Annotated in this window: 21 protein-coding genes; 8 read left to right on the forward strand and 13 right to left on the reverse strand. The window is 61.0% G+C overall.

Annotated features, from left to right (window positions below):
• Position 1 precedes the first annotated feature (1 nt).
• The 6 genes from C8N42_RS04310 (at position 2) to C8N42_RS04335 (ending at position 6,835) form a co-directional block, all read left to right on the forward strand.
• Positions 2-1,546 carry a phytoene desaturase family protein gene (locus C8N42_RS04310; RefSeq protein WP_170109198.1) on the forward strand — a complete coding sequence of 515 codons (1,545 nt, stop codon included), beginning with the start codon at positions 2-4 and terminating at the stop codon, positions 1,544-1,546.
• Between the two features lie 129 nt (positions 1,547-1,675).
• Positions 1,676-3,217 carry an ABC transporter substrate-binding protein gene (locus C8N42_RS04315; protein WP_107815310.1) on the forward strand — a complete coding sequence of 514 codons (1,542 nt, stop codon included), beginning with the start codon at positions 1,676-1,678 and terminating at the stop codon, positions 3,215-3,217.
• A 64-nt stretch (positions 3,218-3,281) separates the two neighbouring features.
• Entirely contained in the window at positions 3,282-4,289 is a 1,008-nt protein-coding gene (locus C8N42_RS04320; protein ID WP_107815311.1) for an ABC transporter permease, read from the forward strand.
• Positions 4,282-5,142, forward strand: a complete 861-nt coding sequence (locus tag C8N42_RS04325) for an ABC transporter permease (RefSeq protein ID WP_107815312.1) — start codon at positions 4,282-4,284, stop codon at positions 5,140-5,142. Before C8N42_RS04320 ends, C8N42_RS04325 begins: the two co-directional genes overlap by 8 nt.
• Positions 5,139-6,029: an ABC transporter ATP-binding protein gene (locus C8N42_RS04330; protein ID WP_107815313.1), complete on the forward strand. Its 891-nt coding sequence runs from the start codon at positions 5,139-5,141 to the stop codon at positions 6,027-6,029. The genes C8N42_RS04325 and C8N42_RS04330 overlap by 4 nt, the downstream gene beginning before the upstream one ends.
• Positions 6,026-6,835, forward strand: coding sequence for an ABC transporter ATP-binding protein (locus C8N42_RS04335; protein ID WP_107815314.1), 810 nt, complete (start codon positions 6,026-6,028; stop codon positions 6,833-6,835). Before C8N42_RS04330 ends, C8N42_RS04335 begins: the two co-directional genes overlap by 4 nt.
• A gap of 71 nt (positions 6,836-6,906) precedes the next feature.
• Here the strand turns inward: C8N42_RS04335 and C8N42_RS04340 are convergent, their stop codons facing one another.
• Genes C8N42_RS04340 through C8N42_RS04350 form a run of 3 tightly spaced genes read right to left on the reverse strand, consistent with a single transcriptional unit; the run spans position 6,907 to position 9,747 of the window.
• Positions 6,907-8,205, reverse strand: coding sequence for a TRAP transporter large permease (locus C8N42_RS04340; RefSeq protein WP_107815315.1), 1,299 nt, complete (start codon positions 8,203-8,205; stop codon positions 6,907-6,909).
• Between the two features lies 1 nt (position 8,206).
• Positions 8,207-8,728 (reverse strand): TRAP transporter small permease, encoded by a 522-nt coding sequence (locus C8N42_RS04345; RefSeq protein WP_107815316.1) that lies wholly within the window; start codon positions 8,726-8,728, stop codon positions 8,207-8,209.
• Positions 8,725-9,747: a TRAP transporter substrate-binding protein gene (locus C8N42_RS04350; RefSeq protein ID WP_107815317.1), complete on the reverse strand. Its 1,023-nt coding sequence runs from the start codon at positions 9,745-9,747 to the stop codon at positions 8,725-8,727. The genes C8N42_RS04345 and C8N42_RS04350 overlap by 4 nt, the downstream gene beginning before the upstream one ends.
• A gap of 126 nt (positions 9,748-9,873) precedes the next feature.
• Between C8N42_RS04350 and C8N42_RS04355 the strand changes: the two genes are divergently transcribed.
• Entirely contained in the window at positions 9,874-10,350 is a 477-nt protein-coding gene (locus C8N42_RS04355; RefSeq protein WP_107815318.1) for a MarR family winged helix-turn-helix transcriptional regulator, read from the forward strand.
• Between the two features lie 23 nt (positions 10,351-10,373).
• Here C8N42_RS04355 and C8N42_RS04360 read toward each other — a convergent pair whose 3' ends face one another.
• The 8 genes from C8N42_RS04360 to C8N42_RS04395 are packed head-to-tail and all read right to left on the reverse strand — an operon-like array spanning position 10,374 to position 17,121.
• Positions 10,374-10,877 carry a flavin reductase gene (locus C8N42_RS04360; RefSeq protein WP_107815319.1) on the reverse strand — a complete coding sequence of 168 codons (504 nt, stop codon included), beginning with the start codon at positions 10,875-10,877 and terminating at the stop codon, positions 10,374-10,376.
• A 3-nt stretch (positions 10,878-10,880) separates the two neighbouring features.
• Positions 10,881-11,843, reverse strand: coding sequence for a PDR/VanB family oxidoreductase (locus tag C8N42_RS04365; RefSeq protein WP_245889958.1), 963 nt, complete (start codon positions 11,841-11,843; stop codon positions 10,881-10,883).
• 2 nt (positions 11,844-11,845) lie between these two features.
• Entirely contained in the window at positions 11,846-12,607 is a 762-nt protein-coding gene (locus C8N42_RS04370) for an SDR family NAD(P)-dependent oxidoreductase (RefSeq protein WP_107815320.1), read from the reverse strand.
• A complete protein-coding gene (locus C8N42_RS04375; RefSeq protein WP_107815321.1) occupies positions 12,607-13,101 on the reverse strand; it encodes an aromatic-ring-hydroxylating dioxygenase subunit beta in 495 nt (164 codons plus the stop codon). The genes C8N42_RS04370 and C8N42_RS04375 overlap by 1 nt, the downstream gene beginning before the upstream one ends.
• Positions 13,098-14,375, reverse strand: coding sequence for an aromatic ring-hydroxylating oxygenase subunit alpha (locus C8N42_RS04380; RefSeq protein WP_107815322.1), 1,278 nt, complete (start codon positions 14,373-14,375; stop codon positions 13,098-13,100). Before C8N42_RS04380 ends, C8N42_RS04375 begins: the two co-directional genes overlap by 4 nt.
• Positions 14,376-14,398: 23 nt before the next feature.
• Entirely contained in the window at positions 14,399-14,761 is a 363-nt protein-coding gene (locus C8N42_RS04385) for a hypothetical protein (protein WP_107815323.1), read from the reverse strand.
• A gap of 48 nt (positions 14,762-14,809) precedes the next feature.
• Complete coding sequence (locus C8N42_RS04390; protein WP_107815324.1) at positions 14,810-15,961, reverse strand: acyl-CoA dehydrogenase family protein; 1,152 nt, start codon at positions 15,959-15,961, stop codon at positions 14,810-14,812.
• The gene (locus tag C8N42_RS04395) at positions 15,958-17,121 is read right to left on the reverse strand and encodes an amidase (RefSeq protein WP_107815325.1); all 1,164 of its coding nucleotides are present in this window, start codon (positions 17,119-17,121) and stop codon (positions 15,958-15,960) included. The genes C8N42_RS04390 and C8N42_RS04395 overlap by 4 nt, the downstream gene beginning before the upstream one ends.
• A gap of 259 nt (positions 17,122-17,380) precedes the next feature.
• Between C8N42_RS04395 and C8N42_RS04400 the strand changes: the two genes are divergently transcribed.
• Positions 17,381-17,953, forward strand: a complete 573-nt coding sequence (locus C8N42_RS04400; RefSeq protein ID WP_107815326.1) for a nuclear transport factor 2 family protein — start codon at positions 17,381-17,383, stop codon at positions 17,951-17,953.
• Between the two features lie 61 nt (positions 17,954-18,014).
• Here the strand turns inward: C8N42_RS04400 and C8N42_RS04405 are convergent, their stop codons facing one another.
• Positions 18,015-19,340 (reverse strand): TRAP transporter large permease, encoded by a 1,326-nt coding sequence (locus C8N42_RS04405; protein WP_107815327.1) that lies wholly within the window; start codon positions 19,338-19,340, stop codon positions 18,015-18,017.
• 6 nt (positions 19,341-19,346) lie between these two features.
• Positions 19,347-19,859 (reverse strand): TRAP transporter small permease subunit, encoded by a 513-nt coding sequence (locus tag C8N42_RS04410; RefSeq protein WP_107815328.1) that lies wholly within the window; start codon positions 19,857-19,859, stop codon positions 19,347-19,349.
• Between the last annotated feature and the right edge of the window lie 17 nt (positions 19,860-19,876).

Consider the following 19,876-nt stretch of genomic DNA (forward strand, 5'->3'; position numbering starts at 1 on the left):
CATGGATGAAATCGTCCTGATCGGAGCCGGGATCAACGGACTTGTCGCCGCCGCCGAGCTGGCGGTGCGCGGCAAGAAGGTTCGTATTCTGGAACGCGGCCCGACCCCCGGCGGTGCGGTGCGGACCGAAGAGCTGACGCTTCCCGGCTTTCGCCATGACATAGCTGCGATGAACCTGTCGATGTTCGCAGGCTCCGCCTTCATGGCCGCCCATGGCGACGAGATGGCGAAACACGGCATGGAATTCGTTCCCATCCCCCGCCCCTTCGCGCAGGCGATGGAGCCGGGCGATTACCTTGGCGTCTCGACCGATCTGGAGGAAACCCTCGCCACCTTCCATTCCGAGACCGACAAGACGACGTGGAAGCAGATGATGTCGGATTTCCCCGCACAGGCGGCGGTGATCGGCGGGCTTCTCGGCACACCGATGCGACGTGGGCCGCTGTTGAAATTCCTCTGGAAGACGTGGCGGCAGATCGGCACAGCGAAAATGCTTGAGACCATGCGTTTCCTGCTCACCTCGCCGCGCGCATGGTTGGAAGACACGTTCGAAGACCTGCGCCTGCGCACCGCGCTTTCGACATGGGGCCTGCACATCGACTTTGCCCCGGACATCGCGGGCGGCGCGATTTTTCCTTATCTCGAAGGCATGGCCGGACAAGCCATGGGTATGGTGATCGGCAAGGGCGGCGCGGATGTGGCAACGCGGGCACTTGTGTCGATGATCGAGGCCCATGGCGGGCGGATCGACTGCGATACCGAGGTGACCGAGATCCTGCACGCAGACGGTCAGGTTACGGGGGTGATCGCAAAGGATGAAAAGATTGAAACCTCAACCATTATCGCCTCCCTCGCGCCGAAACACCTGCTGCGACTGATCGGTGGCTCTTCCGGCAATGCGCGTTACGATCAGGGCCTCGCCAAATTCCGCCACGCGCCGGGAACGATGATGGTGCATCTGGCGCTCGATGCGCCGGTGCCGTGGATCGCGGAGGCGCTCCAGGACTATGCTTATGTCCATATCGGACGTTCCATCGACACGGCCGCCGCAACCTATACGCAGGCGATGGCCGGGCTTTTGCCGGAAACGCCGCTGCTGGTCGTCGGACAACCCTCGCTCTTCGACCCGACCCGTGCGCCCGAGGGCAAGCACACGCTCTGGGTGCAGGCGCGCGTCCTGCCCGCAGAGATCAAAGGCGATGCAAAAGGCGAAATTTCCGCGAAAAACTGGGACGAAGCGAAAGAAGCCATGGCCGAGCGTGTGCTCGATCTGATCGAGGAACAGGCCCCCGGTTTCCGTAGCCACATTCTCGCCCGCCATGTGGTCTCGCCCCTCGATCTGGAAACGGAGAACCCCAATCTCGTCGGCGGCGATCAGGTCTGCGGCTCGCATCACCTGACTCAGAACTTCCTGTTTCGCCCCGTTGCAGGCTTTGCCGATGGACACACCCCGATCAAAGGGCTGTCACTGATCGGAGCGGCAAGCTGGCCCGGAGCCGGCACAGGCGCGGGATCGGGTCACTTTGCCTCACAGATGATCAAATAGGTCGAAAATCCGGAAAAATATGCCTGACTTGCATCTTTATGCTTTAAATACAAAATAACTGGACCCAAAGTAAATCCGACAATCGAGTCCGGAAAACGGACCGGAGATCGCCAACAGGAGAGACACGAAATGACTGCCAAAGGACAACTGACACGGCGTGGATTCATGGGCGCTTCCGCCGCCCTGACCGCCCTTCTCGCCTCCGGTGCGCCACTTCTGGCGCAGGACGGCACAAGCCTGACCATCGCCTATAACATCCCGGTGCAAAGCTGGGACCCGACCACGGGTCCGGCGGCGGTGAACCCGGTGCTACAATCCGTCTATCTGGCGGTATTCGACCGCTATATCGCACAGGCTCCCGACCTGTCCTTCGGTCCCGGCCTTCTGACCGAATGGGGCTTCAACGAGGATCAAAGCAAGATCACCATGACCGTTCGCGAGGGTGTGAAATGGCACAACGGCACCGATCTGACGCCCGAAGACATCGTCTGGTCACTGGAGCGCGCCGCCAATCCCGAGACCGGCAACCCGATGCAATTCGTCTGGGGCAAGATCGGCAATTTCTCCGTGGACGGACAGGTGATCACCGCCGACGTGCTGGAATTCGAACCGGCGCTGTTCAAATGGATGGCCTTCCTGACTGCTTTCGTTCTGCCGAAAGCGTACTATGAAGAGGTCGGTGCGGAAGGGTTCGAGAAAGCCCCGGTCGGCACCGGCCCCTATATGGTCGACGCGTTTGAGCAAGGCGCTTATGTCCGCCTCAAAGCCTTCCCCGAGTATTGGGGCGACGCACCGGCGTTCGAGACCGTGACGATCAAATTCGTAACCGATGCGGCCTCGCGCGTGGCCGAGGTGGAAAGCGGCAATTCGGACGTCACCGTGAACATCCCCTACGAGGAATACGATCGGTTGATCACCAAGGACGGGCTCACGGGCGAGGCCGTACCGATCACCGACATCGGCATGATTTTCCTCAACGACGTGGGACCGATGCTCGACAAGAACGTGCGCCTCGCCGCGCATTACGCCATCGACAAGCAACTGATCATAGACCGGCTGCTGCGGGGCTACGGCGTGCCGATCTCGACGTTGGAGGCACCGGGCTATGCGGCTTATGACGAGAGCATCGTCGTCGCCTATGACCCTGAAAAGTCGAAAGAGCTTCTGGCCGCTTCCGGTTATTCCACCGACAACCCGGTCAAGTTCACCATCCAGACCACGCGGGGGCTCAAACCCAAGGATTACGAGATGGTGCAGGCCATCGTCGGCATGTGGCGCAAGGTCGGGATCGAGGCGGAGATCGAGGTCTACGAAATCGCCAAGCATTACGAGTTGCGCGCCACCGACCAACTGGCGCCCGCCGCCTTCTACAACTGGGGCAATTCCATTGGCGATCCTTCGACCGCGACCGGGTTTTCCATGTTCGGCCCCTCGCCGCATGCGGTCTGGGATACCGAGGATCTTGTGAACATGATCGCGCCGCTCTTCTCCGAACGCGATGAGGCGAAGCGTATTCAGGGCTACAAAGACGTGTCGCGCTATATCGCGGAAGAGGGCTATGTCATCCCGCTTCTGCAATATGTGATGCCCATCGTCTTCTCCAGCGCGGTCTCGGTCACGCCCTACACCTCCGGCGATCTTCTGCCGCAGGCGATTACCCCCGCGAGCTGATCGCGAAACTCTGCCCGGTGGCTGCTCCCCTTGCCACCGGGCTTTTTTCCATGAAGAGACCGATATGCTTCTCAAGACCGTTCTGACCCGGCTTGCGACCACGGTGGTGACACTGTTCGGCGTGGCCGTGGTGGTGTTCACTCTCGTGCGCGTGGCTCCGGGCAATCCCATCGCGATGATGCTGCCGCCCGGTGCGACCGAGGAGGACATCGCCAATCTCACCCGGCTTTACGGCTTCGACAAGAGCCTGCCCGAACAGTTCGTGATCTGGCTCGGCGGGGTGTTGCAGGGCGATTTCGGCACCTCGATCACTCTGCGCCAGCCGGTCATGGAGCTGGTGCTCGGTCGTCTGCCCGCCACTTTGGAACTGTCTTTCATGGCGCTTGTCATCGCCGTGGCGCTTGGCGGCACCATCGCCGTGATTGGCGCGCGCAAACGTGGCACCGGAACCGAGGTCGGGCTCGATCTCACCAACGGCGCGGTGCTCTCCGTGCCGGATTTTCTCTGGGGGCTGATCTTCGTGCTGCTGTTCGGCGTGCTCTGGCCGGTACTGTCGATCTCGGGCCGAGTCGATCCGCGTCTCGACATTGATTTCACGACGAATTTCTACGTGATCGAGGGGCTGTTGCGGGGGCGGCTCGACGTGGTCGGCTCGACACTCTCGCATATGCTGATGCCCGCCATGTCGCTTGCCCTGCCCCTCGCCGCGATGATCGCACAGCTTCTGAAACAGTCGCTCAAGGAAGTTCTGCATCTCGATTACACCACGCTCGCCCGCGTGCGTGGATTTTCCGAGACCGCCGTGATCCTGCGAGAGGCGCTGCGCAACGCGGCTTTGCCTACACTGACGCTGATCGGCGTGCAATTCACCTTCCTCATTGGCGGGACCGTGATCGTGGAGCGCATCTTTGCCTATGAGGGCCTCGGCAACATGGCGATTGATGCGGTGATCAACCGCGATCTGCCGCTCATTCAGGGCATCGTCATCCTGTTTGCCGCACTGTTCATCGTGATCAACCTGCTGGTCGATCTGTCCTACACCCTCCTGAACCCGAGGCTGCGCCATGGCTGACATCACCGCCCCCCGCGCCCGTCGCATTGGGCCGATCAACCTGCGGCTCTGGTTGCCGCTTTTCTGGATCGCCCTCGTCATCGCCGCCGCGCTCTTTGCGCCGCTCATCGCCCCGCACGATCCGCTGGAACAAGACCTGATGCTCGAACGTCTGCCACCCTGGTTCGTCGCGGGCACAGAGCCGGGCTATTGGCTTGGCACCGACAGTCTGGGCCGCGATGTACTGTCGCGGATGATCTTCGGGGCGCGCATAGCCCTCATCGTCAGCTTCACCGCGGCGCTGGCCGCCTGTCTCGTGGGCACGACGCTCGGCCTGATCGCGGGCTTTTTCGGCGGCTGGTGGGATCGGGTGATCTCTCGCCTCGTCGACATCTGGATGGCCTTTCCGCCGGTGCTCTTTGCCGTGCTTCTGGTTGCGGTTCTGGGCACTGGATTGGGCTCCGTGATCCTCGCCATTGCGGTGATCGACTGGACCCGGTTCGCCCGTGTGATCCGGGCCGAAACGATGGTTCAGGCACGGATGGATTACGTCGACAGCGCAAGGATCGGCGGTGCACACCGGATGACCACGCTGATCTCGGAGATTCTGCCCAATGTCCTGCCCTCCGTCATCGCGCTTCTGACGCTCGAAATGGGTATCGCGGTGATTGTCGAGGCGATCCTCAGCTTCGTGAACCTGTCGATCTCGTCCGACGATCCGACCTGGGGTGCGATGATCGCTGAAGGCCGTGGTGCGATCCATTTCGCCTGGTGGGTGCTTCTCTTTCCGCTGATTGCGCTCTTCCTGACCGTGCTGAGTTTCTCGACGCTCGGCGAAGGGCTCAAACGTCATTTCGATCCGGTGCTGCAATGAGTTCTCTTCATGCCCATACGCTTGACGTAATCAAGCTCAACATCGCCCTGCCGAACGGTCATCGCCTGTTGCGCAACGTGTCGCTCACGCTGGAACCCGGCGAGGTGCGCGCGCTCGTGGGCGAAAGCGGCGCGGGCAAATCGATGATCGGCAAATCCGTCCTCGGCATCCTGCCACCCAATGTGGCGATCACCGAAGGGGAAATCCTGCTCGAAGGGCAGCATCTCAACATGATGACCCCGCCCACACGTCGCAAGATCGTGGCGCAATCGGCAGCGCTGATCCCGCAAGACCCGCTGACCGCGCTCAACCCGGTGCGCAAAATCGGGCCGCAGATCATCGACCCGCTGGTGCGCATTCAGGGCTGGAATGCCCGAGAGGCCGAGACCCGCGCACTCGATCTCCTCGACCGGGTACATATCCGCGATCCGAAACGGGTGATGCAGAGCTATCCGCATGAGCTTTCAGGCGGGATGCGCCAGCGCGTGCTGATCGCCGCCGCCTTCGCCCCCTCACCGCGCCTCATCGTGGCGGATGAGCCGACGACGGCGCTCGATGTGACGGTGCAGAAACAAATCCTGCGGCTTATTCGCGAGCTGCAACAGGAGACGGGAACCGCCGTATTGTTCGTCACGCACGACATGGGCGTGGTCGCCAAGATCAGCCAGAAAGTCACGGTACTCTTCGCCGGCAAGGTGATGGAGGATGCGCCAACGCGGGAGGTCTTCACCAATCCGCAACACCCCTACACCCGCGCCCTGATCGCCGCGACTCCGAGCTATGCCGATCTGGAGCGTCCGTTTTCGCCCGTGCCCGCGTCTCTCATTGCCGATCTGCACGCCCAGATCGCGCAGGACGATCTGCTCTACAGAGGAGGCCGGATATGAGCGCCCTGTTTTCCGTTCGCGATCTGCGCCTGTCCTTCCCGGATCGCGCACATAAACCACTCTTCGGCCCTGCTCCCCGTAACGAGGTCCTGAAAGGCTTCAGCCTCGACATTCCCGAGGGTCGGATCACCGGAATCGTCGGCGAGTCCGGCTCCGGCAAATCGACCTTCGGGCGCGTTTTGGTGCGGCTTCTTGAACCCGACAGCGGACAGGTTCTGTTCGACGGGCAGGAGATCGGCCATCTGGACGAGGCGGCGCTGCGTCCCTTGCGTCGCGATCTTCAGATGATCTTTCAGGACCCTATGTCGTCGCTCAATCCCCGCCACAGGGTCTGGCGGATCATCTCTCAGCCGATGAAACGCTACGGGCGCGGCGGCACGAAGGCAGATGCGATTGCGGCGCTGGAAAAGGTCGGCCTGCCCCCGACCTTCGCCGAGCGCTATCCGCATGAGCTTTCGGGCGGACAGCGGCAAAGGGTCGGCATCGCACGGGCCATCGCACTTGAGCCGCGCTTCATTCTGGCCGACGAGATCGTTTCCGGCCTCGATGTCTCCTCTCAGGCGCAGGTGCTGTCTCTGCTCAAGACCCTCGCCCGCGACATGGGGCTGACGGTGGCCTTCATCTCTCACGACCTGTCGGTAATCCGTCACCTCTGCGATCATGTGATCGTCCTGAACCATGGCGAGATTGTTGACCATGGGCCGGTGGTGGAGGTGTTCGAGGCCCCCAAATCCGAGATCACGAAAACCCTTCTCTCGGCCATTCCACTGCCGGAACTGGATGACGACTGGTTCGACGAGGCCTGAGACACCGCATCGGAAACGCAAAACACCCGCCCCAATGAGGCGGGTGTTTTCATGTCTGACCACAAATGTTCTCACATCATGTTCGGCACGAGCAAAACGATCAGCGGGAAAGCCAGGATGAGGGCGACACGCAGCACATCCACGGCCAGAAACGCCACAAGCCCACGGAAAATCGTGCCGAGCTGCACATCCTTGACCACGGATTTCAGCACGAAAGCATTCAGCCCGACCGGCGGCGTGATATAGCTCACCTCGGTCACAATCACGACATAGATGCCGAACCAGATCAGATCGAAGCCCTGTGCGGCCACGATCGGATAGAAGATCGGCACGGTCAGGGTGATCATCGACAACCCTTCAAGCACACAGCCGAGCACCAGATAGACCAGCGTGATCACGGCGATCACCATCAACGGATGATTTCCCACCGAAGTCACCAGTGTCTGGATGTCCCGGCTCATGCCCGAGAGGTTCACGTAGTTCGCGAAGGTCAGCGCGCCGAAGAGGATGAAGAACATCATCGCCGTGGTCTTCGCCGTCTCATAGAGCGTCGAGAGTGTCTGCGACAGGTTCAGACGGCCCTGCAAGACCACCAGAAGGAAAGCCCCGCCCGCCCCCATTCCCGCACTCTCGGTGGGCGTGAACACCCCAAAATAGATGCCGCCCATGACAAAGGCGAAAAGCCCCAGCGCGCCTGCCACACCCTTGAGCGCGATGATGCGGTCGCGGAGCGGCAGTTTCTCTTCGACCGGCAGGTCGAAATGGCCGAAGTGGATCGAGATGCGCACCGCAAGCGCGTAGAGGATCACGCCCAGAATGCCCGGCAGGATGCCCGCGAGGAACAGCTTGCCGATGTCCTGCTGGGTCATGATACCGTAGAACACGAGGATCACCGAGGGCGGGATCAGGATGCCCAAGGTGCCGCCTGCCGCAATGGAGGCGGTGGAGAGGCTGTCGGGATAGCCGAATTTGCGCATGTTCGGCAAAGCGATCTTTGCCATGGTCGAAGCCGTCGCCAGAGACGATCCACACACGGAGGAAAACCCGCCGCAAGCCACCACGGTCGCCACCGCCAGCCCGCCCTTGCGATGGCGAAGCCAGGCGTAAGCGGCGGAATAGAGATCGCGCGCGATGCCCGATTGCACCACGAAGTTCCCCATCATCAGAAACAGCGGCAGGATCGACAGAGAATAGCTCCGGCTGTGTTCGAAATAGGTCTGGCCAAGGAGCGAAAACGACGGCGTCCAACCGATGATTGCCGCCGTGCCGACCGTCCCCAGAAGCGCCAGCGCGAAGGAGATCGGCACGCCCAGGAACAACATGATGAACAGGACAAGAGTCCCGAATTCCCAATGAGCAAGCAAGGACATCTCAGTTTTCACCTCTCATCGGGTAGAAGATTTCCGCGAACATGATGATCGCGGAGACGATGCAGAGCACGGCCGAGACGTAACCGATCGGCGCAATCGGAAGCTCCAGCGTCGCCGTGGTGCCGCCATAGCCCGCGACCTGCGTCGCGGTCACCCAGAGCCGCCAGGCGATCATGACCTGCACGCCCGAGGAGAGCAAAAGCACCACAGGGCGGCGGATTTTGTCGACCGCCAGAGGCAGACGGTCGGTGATGAGATCGACGGTGACATGTTCGCGGTCCAGCGTCGCCGCCGGAAGCCCGAGAAAGATCAGCGCCGCGAGCATCAACTCGGTCAGCTCGGTCGCCCCTTTCACCGGATTGTTGAACAGATAACGCCCAAGCACATCCACGACCGTCAGCCCCATCATCGCGATCAGCAGCACCGAACAGGCGATGGCGATCGCACCGTGAATGGGTCGGGCTGCCTTGGGAGGCAGCCCTTGCTCATGCGGTCCGGCAATATTTTCGGACAGGTTGATCATTCTTCGGCCTCGATTTTGGCAATCTCTTCAAAGAGCATGTCATAGGCCGCCTGTCCGTCAATCCCTGTTTCGCTCACCTGCGCCACACGGGCTTCGACAATCGGTTGCAGCCGGGTCTTCAGCTCGGCCACTTCCTCCTCCGTCGCCGCCTTGAGCGTGATCTTGCCCTCCATGGAGGCCCGTCCCTCGGCATCGACCTTGTCCCACATCTCGCCCGCGCGCCGCGCGAAGGCTTCACCCAGAAGCGGTTCGATCAAAGCCTGATCCTCGGGCGAGATCGAATTCCATTTCGCCTCATTCATCACCACAAACATCGCGGTATTATAGAGTCCGCCCGGCACGGTATAGCCGTAGTCGAGAATGTCATTGAGGTTGAAGAAATTGACGGATTCGAACGGAAAGAAGATGCCGTCGGCCACGCCTTGCGAGAGTAGCTCATAGGCTTTCGAAGACGGTCCCTCGACCGGCACCGCGCCCAGATCGGTGGCAATGGAATGCGCCAGCGCCGAACCGATGCGGATTTTCTGACCCGCGATATCTTCGGGCGTCTCGATCGGTTTCGTGGAGAAGATCTCCCCCGGCCCATGGGTGAAAAGCGTCAGAACCTTCACCCCCTCATATTCGCCCGCATCCTTGAGCATCGCTTCATGTACGCGCCAGAAGGCGACCGAGGTGGCCACCGAACTGTCGGACATAAAGGGCATTTCCGCGATCATCGGCGTCTTGAACCGGCCCGGCGTGTAGCCATGCACGGAATAGGCAATGTCGGCCACACCGTTTTTGGCCAGATCGAAGGCGGCGGGCGGCGGCCCGAGCGGCGCGGGCAGCATGTTGATCCTGACCCGGCCTTCGGTGACGCGCTCGATGTCCGCCATCCACGGCACGAACAGTTCAGAAACCTGCGGGTGGGTCGGCGGCAGCCAGCTGTTCATGGTCAGAACCGTGTCGGCCTGAGCCACCCCGGCGTAAAGTGCGATGGACGCCGCCATTGTGGCGATCTTTTTGAGTTTCACGTTCATTTTCACATTCCCTATTGGTGAGTGATGGTGTTAAGACGCCCGTTACCGGACATTTTTCTTTTAAATGGATGTGGCGGACACGAAGTGACGCCGCAGACCGTCAGACCGATTGATCGAGGGCCACGCATGACGACCACCCCGACCGAGCAGACACAGGACAAGCAGACGCCGGAACATTTCCGCGACAGCTGGCCGTATTTCTGGATCAACCGCGCCAATGCCTATTACACGCGGGCACTGGAGAAGCGGCTTAAACCGCTGGGCGTGGATGCGCCGCGCTGGCGGGTGCTGATGTCGCTTTACCAGCAGAACTTCATGTCGGTCTCCGAGATCGCGGAATTCTCCACGCTCAAGCTCAACACCACGACTAAAATCGTGCAGCGCATGATCGGCGACGGGCTTGTCGAGACCCGGGTACGCCCGACCGACGGGCGGGTGACCGAGGTCTGTCTCACCGCGAAAGGCGACGCGCTGCGCGCCCGTGCGCTGGTCGAGGTCGACCGCATCCGCGACGAGAGTTTTTACAACACCTCTCCCGCCGAGCTTGAAACACTCAACGAAATCCTCGCCAAGATCTCGAAAGATCTTGCCCGGATGATCTGAAAAACGCCACGCCGCGATGCGCATCAGTGCCGCTCCGTCACCAGATGGTGATAATCGCGGCTGAACCAGACAAGCCCATGCCGGGTCTCGCTGGCCAGCCGCACCGCCTCGACCTGACAGAAGAACACGGAATGCGTGCCCTCCTCCTGGCGTCCCGTGATGCGGCAATCGAAAGCGACATTGGCATCCGCGAGGAGCGGCGCCCCGGTCGCCTCCGTAACCCACTCGCCAAAGGAGAAACGGTCCACCCCTTCGACATAGCGGGCAAAATGGCCAGACAACGCCTGATGCTCGGCGGCCAGCACATTGACCGCCAACACGCCGTTCCCGATAAACTTGTCATGGGCATAGGCGCTCTTGTTAATGCAGACCAGAAGCGTCGGTGGATGATCCGTCACCGAACAGACAGCAGAGGCCACAAGGCCATGTTTGCCCGCTGGCCCGTCCGTGGTGATCAAATTCACCGCCGCCCCGAGCCGGCTCATGCCTTCGCGGAAATCAAGCTGGGTTTGCGTCAGTTCCGTCATGGCTCAGATATCCAGCACCAGTTTCGGCCCCTTGGCCCGTGAGCAACAGGCGCAGATCACGTCACCGTCTTCGCGCTCTTCCTCGGTGAGGAACTGATCGCGGTGGTCGATCTCGCCCGAAAGCACATCGGTCAGGCAGGTGCCGCAAACACCCTCTTCGCATTTCACCTCGATCTTAATCCCTTCGCGCGCCAGCGCCTTGGCAATCGTATCATCCGGCCCCACGGTGATGGTCACGCCCGATTGCGCGCATTCGACCTCGAAGCTGTCGCCCGAAAGCTCGACATCGGCAGAAAAATATTCGCGGTGGACATTGGCGGTGGCGTGCCCCGCAGCCTCTGCCGTGTCGATCACCCAGTCCATGAAACCCTGCGGGCCGCAGACGTAGAGATGGGTGGACGCATTCGGCGCAGGAAGATCGCGTTTCAGATCAAGCCGTTGTTCCGCATCCTTGTCGTCGAAATGAAACACCACCTTGTCAGTAAACCCGCAACCTTGCAGCTCGTCCATGAAGGCGGTGACGCCCTCGGAGCGGGTGCAGTAATGCAGGGTGAAATCCTTGCCGAGCGCATGGAGACGCTTTGCCATCGCGATCATCGGCGTGATGCCGATGCCGCCACCGAAGAGCACCGTGGTTTCCGCCGTCTCATCCAGCGGAAAATGATTGCGCGGGCCTTCGACGGTGAACACGGCACCCTCAAGCGCCGTTTCATGCACCTTCACCGAACCGCCCCGGCTTTGCGGGTCTTTCAGAACGCCGATCTCGTAGAACCCGGTCTCTGCCGGATCGGAGCAGAGCGAATACTGCCGCCACATATCGAGATCGGGCAGGTAGAGATCGAGATGCGCGCCTGCCTCGAACGGGACAATTGGGCCCCCCGCCTCCGGTGCAAACCGGATGCGGGCAATGTCGCCACGGTCGTCCATGCGGGCGATGACTTTGAGTTTCTGTGCGTTATCGGCCATCGTTACCTCACATAAAGCCCGCCGTTGACGTCCCAGCAGGCACCGTTGACGAAGGCCGCCTCGGGGCTCGCGAGCATCACCACCATCTGCGCCACGAACTCGGGATCGCCGAGTTTCTGCACCGGAATATTGGCAATCGCCTTGTCGATATTCTCGCCCAGAACGCCGCGCACCATCGGTGTGTCCATCGGACCCGGCGCGATGGCATTGCAGGTGATGCCGAAGGGGGCGAGATCGCGGGCGAAGACCTTGGTCAGCGTCAGGATCGCACCTTTCGAAGCCGCGTAATGCGCACCCGTCGCCGTGCCGCCGTTCTGCCCCGCAAGCGAAGCCATGTTGACGATCCGGCCATAACCGCGCGCTTTAAAATGCCGGGCAAAGATCTGGCTGCCCGCAAAGGTGCCACCGGCGTTCGTCGCCATGATGTCGTTGAACGTGGCCGGGTCGATCTCCATCAGCGGCTGCGCCATGGTGCGGGCGGCGTTGTTCACCAGCACTTCGACGGAGCCATAGCGCTCGATGCATTTGTCGAGCACCTCCTGGAAGTCTTCCGGTTTGGAGACGTCCAGCGTGGCGGTGATCGCGGTTTCGCCCGCAAGATCGAGTTCGGAGGCCAGAGCCGTGGCCTCCTCCCCCGGGTCGATGTCGGCGATCACCACGCGGTAGCCCGCTTTATGCAGGGCCCGCACGACGGACGCACCGAAGCCTCGGGCACCGCCGGTGATGACGGCGGTTTGGATTTTTTCAGGAAGAGGTGCCGCCATCAGAACAAATAGCTGAACGAATTCAGCATCCCATCGGAGTTGAGGAGACGGACGATTTTCTCATGGAGTTTGAAACCGTCCCCGGTCACTTTCAGCGTGTACCAGGCATCGCCCGCCCAAATGCGTTGGCGGCCGAATTTGTCCTCGACCACATGCTCGGCGCATGTGACCTTGATCACATCGCCCTCGGCCGCCTCGATGCGAAACCGCGACAGCGTGCGAACGGTCTGCGCGGGCGGCGCGGACGAGATCGAGAAACCGCGCTGGAACCGACCGATCCGGTCGCGACGCATCTTGTCGTTGTCGTAGCAGAGGTTGAGCTGATTCTTGTAATCCTCGCCCTCGCCCATCGGCATGATATAGAGCCCGTCCTCGGTCCAGAGCTCCAGCCAGTCGTCGTATTCCTTGGCATCGAGCATCGCGCCCTCGGCCCAGATGAAGGCGGTGACATCGGCCAACAGGGATTTGCTGTCGATCTTGCTCATCTCGGTCATTGCTCCATCATCCTTTTCCACATTTTGTAAGCGGCGCGCATACCGGTCTCCGCTGAAATGTGACCGCGCGGGCCATACTCGCCCGGCTCCTCATCGACCATGCCACGGTTGACGAGGATCGGCAGGTCCTCGGCCCCCTTGGTGCCGCGCTGCACCCGTTCCCAGACTTCTGCGTCATCGGGAGAGCCGAAGCCCATCGGCCCCTGAAAGTGCTCGTGCAGACGCATCCGCGCCTGATTGGCCGCCGCCGGGCCACCGTCCATACCGATGGCGATGTGACGAATGTCGGTTTGTTCGACATTGATCGGGGTCAGCACACGGAAGAAGGCCAGAGAGAAGGACACGTTCGGGAAGAGGTTGAGGTTGAACCCCGCCCCGCCCACAGCGCGCACGATCTTCTTGACCTGATCCTCCGGGTAGCCCTCGGCGCGGATTTCCTCGGCCAGTTCCTCGAACCGCTCGGGGATCGGCGCGTCGAGACCCTCGTCGAGGTCCTCAAGCTCGGGGATCATCATCATGATTGAATGCCCGTTGCCGAGATCTTCGACCCAGCCACGCCCCTTGTCGAGGAAATCGAACATCTCCTCCGTCGCACCGTCGAGCGTTTGCATGAAGCTCTTGTGCACGATCGGGAAGTGATAGGCATCGGTGGTGTTCTCAAGCTGCACTTTCCAGTTCATCGGAACGGAAAACTGATGCTCGCCCAGCACTTTCACCGGGAAACCACCGCCCTGTTTCATGAACAGGTCGATGTACTTGCGCACGCCCTCGCCGAGGAAATCCTCAAGAGGCTCGATGTCTTCTCTGAACGTCGCGAAGACCATGCCGTTATAGGCCTCGGTCCGCAGTTTTTCCAAACCGTGCTGGGCCTTGTCGAAGTCGTCGCCGTATTGCTCCGGGTAAGGCAACGCGCGGAGCGATCCGTCGAGTCCGTAACCCCAACCGTGATACGGGCATTGGAAGGACGACGTCTTGCCCTTTTTCACCTCGCAGACGGTCGCGGCGCGGTGGCGGCAACGGTTGACCATGCAGTGGATCTTGCCCTTGCGGTCACGCACCACGATCACCGGCTCAAGACCGACCTGGCTGAGTTTGAAAGACCCCTTGTCGGGAAATTCGCTTTCATGCGCGACCCAGACCCAGGTGTTCTTGAAGATCTTCTCCATCTCCAAAGCGAAGAGGTCAGGATCCTCGTACATTTCGGTGGCGACCCTGGCGTTGTTCTCGTCGTAGAGCGCGTCGAGATCGCTGAACTTCGGCATATCGAGAGACATGTCGTCCTCCTTACATTGCGGACTTAAAGCTGCGGGATTTCGAGGGCGCGCCCCATGCGCGCCTCGACGGTCATGTATTTCCAGAGCCGGTCATTGCCCTCGCCCACCACAATGGTGCGCAACAGGTTGCAGGCGGCCATGACATCCTCGCGGGTCGGGAAATCGGCCATGATGTACCAAGTGTAGGGAAAGCCCACGGAGGCGCCGACAAAGGTCTGGTCGTCGTCGAACGTGCCGACGATCTCGACGCCCTCCATCTGGTCGATCTTGAACATCAGCTCTTGGGTCGCTTTCCAGACCGGTCCGATCTGGTCGAACGGCAGGCTGAAAAACGCGGCGTGATTGTTGAAGCACAAAAGTGTGCGGATCGGTTTCTTATCGCTCATCTCTCTGGTCCTCTCTGAAGGAAAATCTTTGGAATATGCCTCGGAAGGTTATGGGTAACCGGGCATCGTCGGCTGATCGAAAAATCCGGCACCGGCGGCGGTCCATGTCCCCTCGCCCATGAAGGCGTGCTGGGCGACACAGGCTGCATCCACCATGCAACGCCCAAGCGTGTGCCCGGTCATCATCACGCCGGAGCCACCGATGACAAAGGCGATGCGCGCCGCTTCCGCCCCGTCTCGCGCGGCCTTAGTGGCGACAAGGCGCAGACGGATTTTCATGTCCGGGCTCACGTCGCCCGTGGTTTTCAATTCGTCCCACGCCGCCTCGATGGTGTCGTAAAACGCCGCGCGCGCGCCCATCAGAAGCCCTTGGGCTTTCGCGAATTCCGCCTGCACATAGGGCCGTGCACCGGGGTTCGGCGCGCCGGTGATGGAGGCGCGCTGGCGAGCATCCTCGACGAGGAAATCCAGCGCCTCGCGCGCCGCGCCAAGCGCCACCACCGCCAACACCTGCGCGGCGAGCGCCATGGCAGGAAAGCGGAAAATCGCATCGTCCATCAGCGGCTTTCCTCCGCGAATGAAGGTCCATTCCGGGGCCACCACCACATCCTCGGCCACCGCGTCATGCGAGCCGGTCGCAGACAAGCCGATGGTATCCCACACCTCATCAACCGTGACCTTGTCACGCGGCATGACGGCGACACGCGGCAGTGGCGTGTCATCGCCCTCGACCTTGATGCCGACACCCACGACCGAAGACCCCATGATCCCCGAGCACCACGGCCAGCGGCCCGAAACCTTGAAACCGCCTTCGACCTTTTCGGCCTTTTGCGGTGGGAACATCGCACCCGCGAACACCGTGTCCGGGTCCTTGGCGTAGATTTGCGCGTAGGTTTCCGGCGGCAGCGCCGCGAGATAGGTCGCCGAGACGCCGAAGGAGGCAACCCAGCCGGTGGAGGCATCGGCGGCGGCAATATCCTCGATCAGCCGACAGAAATCGGCGGGGCTCAGTTCATCGCCCCCGAAGCGTGCGGGCACGAAAGCGCGATAAGCCCCGATCTGTTGCAGCTTTTGCACCATGTCGAGCGGCACATGACGCAGTTTGGTAAACTCTGCCCGGCGCGCCCGGATCTCGTCCAGAACGCCGACATAAGCGGCCTCATTGGCCTGCTCAAAAGCCAGCTTCGTTTGATAGGTCATTGGGTGAGGTCCTTTGACTGAAACAGCGGAATACAGGAGGCGATCCAGCTCGCGATGGCGCAGAGCCCAGCGTCCTCCCCCTTGCGCCCGATGATCTGCAACCCGATGGGCAGACCGGTGTTGGAGCGCGCAGGAAGGGTGATGGCGGGATGGCCCGAAAGGTTGAACGGGCGCTGAAATCGGGTAAGCGAGAGGACGTTCTGTGGGTCCTTCGCCTCGGTGAACGTCGGCGGCACCGTCGGCAGAGACGGTGTGACCAGCGCGTCATAATGTTCGAGAAGCGCGTCCACCTCGGCGGTGAAACGGGTGCGGACCTCTTCGGCCTCGGCACGTTGCACCTCTGTGATCTTTTGCGCATTGGCGAGACGTGCCGCGATGTCCGCCCCGAACGGCGCGCCCTGATCGAGCAGCGGCCCGAACTCCTGCGCCATTTCATGCGACATCACCACCATGCCCGCGTCGAACGCCGCCTCAAACGAGGGCAGGATTTCATAGGGCATGTCCGGATAGGCGTCCATCAGGGCATAAACCAGAGGATCGCCCACCTCCGCGTCCACTCCCTCGGATTTGATACGGCCAAGCTTCGGCGCCAGAGACAGGGTTTCGGATTTAAATGTCGGGTCGATCGCCATCATGCCTTTGGTGAGCATCTCCATGTCACGGGCCAGAATGCCGGGGCAATCGAGTGAACTGTCCCTCGGCGTCAGCCCCTTGCGACTGATCCTCCCATAGGTCGGCTTGATCCCGATCACGCCACAGCAGGTCGCGGGCTGGCGTACGGAGCCGCCCGTGTCGGTGCCCACGGCAAAATCGCAAAGCCCCGAAGCAACCGCCACGGCGGAGCCCGAAGACGACCCGCCCGGAATGCGGTCCGGCCAGTTCGGGTTGACCGGCGTGCCGGTGAAGCCGTTGACCCCGGTCATGCCAAAGGCGATCTCATGCATATTGGCCTTGCCCACGATCCGGCAGCCTGCCTTCAGAAGCGCATCGACCAGATCCGCGTTTTGCGTCGCCGGGGCCTGCATAGCGAAAGTCTTCGAGCCGCAGCCCGTGACGGTGCCAGCGATATCAATGCAATCCTTGACGACCACGGTCGGCCCGTCCCCGCCAAGGGACAGCGCTCCGACCAGCGTCGCGGCGCTGGGAGTATGTGCGTTCATCTTGTGATCCCTGTTGGGCTTTTCTTGTGCCGTTCTCGCGGCTCTTTACGGTAAGTTTCACGCAAAAAGTCGATACGTCAAGTGAAAATTGAAATAAATCCTTTACCCCAACAATCTCTTTTCGTAAAAATCATTTACAGTAATTTTACCGCTTTAAATCCCAGCACGCCTCGCCCGAAAACGATCAAAAACTATGCAGGGCTTGTCTCGAAAACAGGGAGCGCGACTCGCGCCTCATCACCGGCAAGAAAGGACGCACATGTCACAAGACGCCACACAGACCATCGAAACCCTCACCCGCCGCATCGAAAACCTTGAGGCCGCAAACGAGGTCCGCAATGTCCAGATGCGCTACATGTTCCTCTGCGACACGCCGCTGCCCGAATATGGCGTGAAAGACGACGCCGGGCGCATCGACCGGATCATGGAACTGTTCTCGGACGAAGCCGTCTGGGAAGGCGTCGGTGAGTATTATGACGGCCAGTTCGGCCGCGCCGTGGGCAAAGCCGCCGTCCGCCGCCATTTCGAAGGCTTCTGGGGCGGCAAGACCGATCCCGCGCTCATTCTCAATTGCCATTACGTGACCTCCGAACAGATTCACGTTGCGGACGACGGGCTGACCGCGACCGGGCAATGGGTCCACATGCAGCCCTGGCTGTTCTCCGACGGCAAAGCGCTCTTGCGCTCCTCGCGGCTCTTCAACGCCTTCAAGAAATGCAAGGACGGCAAATGGCGCTACACGCGCAACCGGACGGAAAACGTTTTCGTCGCCCCCCTGCCCGCGACATGGGCCTCCGACTACCCGTCGAAATCCGTGCTGATGAAACCGTAACAATCTCAGAGACCACAAAAAAGGGCGCTTTAAGCGCCCTTTTTCATGTCTGCGCCCGCCCTCACCAGAGAGCGAGCTTTGGAAAGACCAGCGTGAGCACCAGAATGCCGATCTGCATTGCCACGAACGGCAGGACCGAGCGATAAATCTGCGTGATCTCCACATCCGGCACGGCGTTTTTCAAGTAGAACAGCGCCATGCCCACCGGTGGCGTCAGGAAGGAGGTCTGGAGACAGATCGCCATCAGGATCGCCACCCAGGCCGGATCGTGCCCCAAGGCCGTGAGGACCGGGAGGACCAGTGGAGCAACGATCAGGATGATCTCCATCCAGTCGAGGAAAAAGCCCAGCAAGAAGACGATAAAGAGAATGAGGATCAGCGTCCCCATCGGCGGCAGCGGGATCGCATGCAGAGCCCCTTCGATCAGTTCGTCGCCGCCATAACCGCGCAGTACGACCGAAAAACACGAGGCCCCAAAGATCAGCGCGAAGAGAAAAGCCGTGGTCAGCCCGGTGCCTTCGCAGACCTCCCGGAAATCCGACCAGGTGAGACGGCGCGACCCTACGGCAATGAGCGTCGCCCCAGCCGCACCGACACCCGAAGCCTCGGTCGGGGTGGCGATGCCGAAGACGATGGAGCCAAGCACGGCGATGACCAGAAGAAGCGGTGCCAGCAGAGAGCCCAGAAGATCGCGCAGGATCTCCCCCGCGCCGCGCCCCTCTTCCAAGGCGCGGGCGGGCGCATGCTCCGGATGCAGGATCGCAGTGATCACCGCATAGACCACGTAGGCCATGGCCAAAAGAAGCCCCGGCACCATCGCGCCACGGAACAGGTCACCCACGGGGATTTGAAGCTGATCGCCCATGACGATGAGCATGATCGAAGGCGGGATAAGAATGCCAAGACACCCGGTCGCGCCCACAACGCCCAGCCCCAGACGGTCGTCATAGCCCGCCCCGCGCATCGCCGGCATGGCGATGGTGGCGAGCAGCACGACGGAAGCGCCGATGATGCCGGTCGAGGCGGCAAGCACCACGCCGATCAGCACGACAGACACCGCCATGCCCCCCGGTACGACGCGCAGAAGCGAATGCATCCGGGTCAAAAGCCGCTCCGCCACACCGGATTTGTCGAGCATCATCCCCATGAAGACGAACATCGAAATCGGGATCAGAGAATAGCTCGACAACGTGTCGAAAATCCGGTTGGCGACGAAACCGATCATCCGGAGCGAGGCCATATCGGCATCGACGGAAAAGTAATCGAGCATGGTGCCAAGCGAGGCAAATCCCACGGCCACACCGCCCAGCACGAAGGCAATCGGGTAGCCGGAGAACATCACCACGAGGAAGGTGGAGAACAGCAGAAAGACGAACAGCACATCCATCTCGGATCACTCCCGATATGTCTTCGGACCGAAGAGGAACAGAAGCGATTTCAAAAGAATCGCCACGCCTTGCAGGAAAAGAAGCGACAGCCCCGCTGCCATCACGCCCTTGATCAGATAGCGCGCGGGCAATCCGGACGGCATGGGCGAACCTTCCTTCAGGTTCCAGGAATATTTGAAGATCGTCCAGGCCGAGCCCGTGACGTACCATAGGAAGGGCAACAGAAGGAACACGACACCCAGCACCTCGACAATGGCGCGCGCTGTAGGCGACATTTTCGCGTGAAAGGCATCGACCCGGACATGCACGTCCTTTTGATAGGCCCAGGCGAGACAGGACATCACCGCAATGGCATTCAGATGCCATTGCAGTTCTTCGAGTTGAATGAACCCGAGGCCAAGCACATAGCGAGAGAAGACATTGACCAGAATGGTAAGCATCAGAAGCGGCAGGAACAGGCTGCCGATGCGTCCGATCCCGGCGATGAACCGTTCGGTGTAGGAGATGAGTGCGTGCATGGTGGATCAGCGCCGGA

Origin of the sequence: Celeribacter persicus (assembly GCF_003050785.1) — a bacterium.
GTDB classification, from domain to species: domain Bacteria; phylum Pseudomonadota; class Alphaproteobacteria; order Rhodobacterales; family Rhodobacteraceae; genus Celeribacter; species Celeribacter persicus.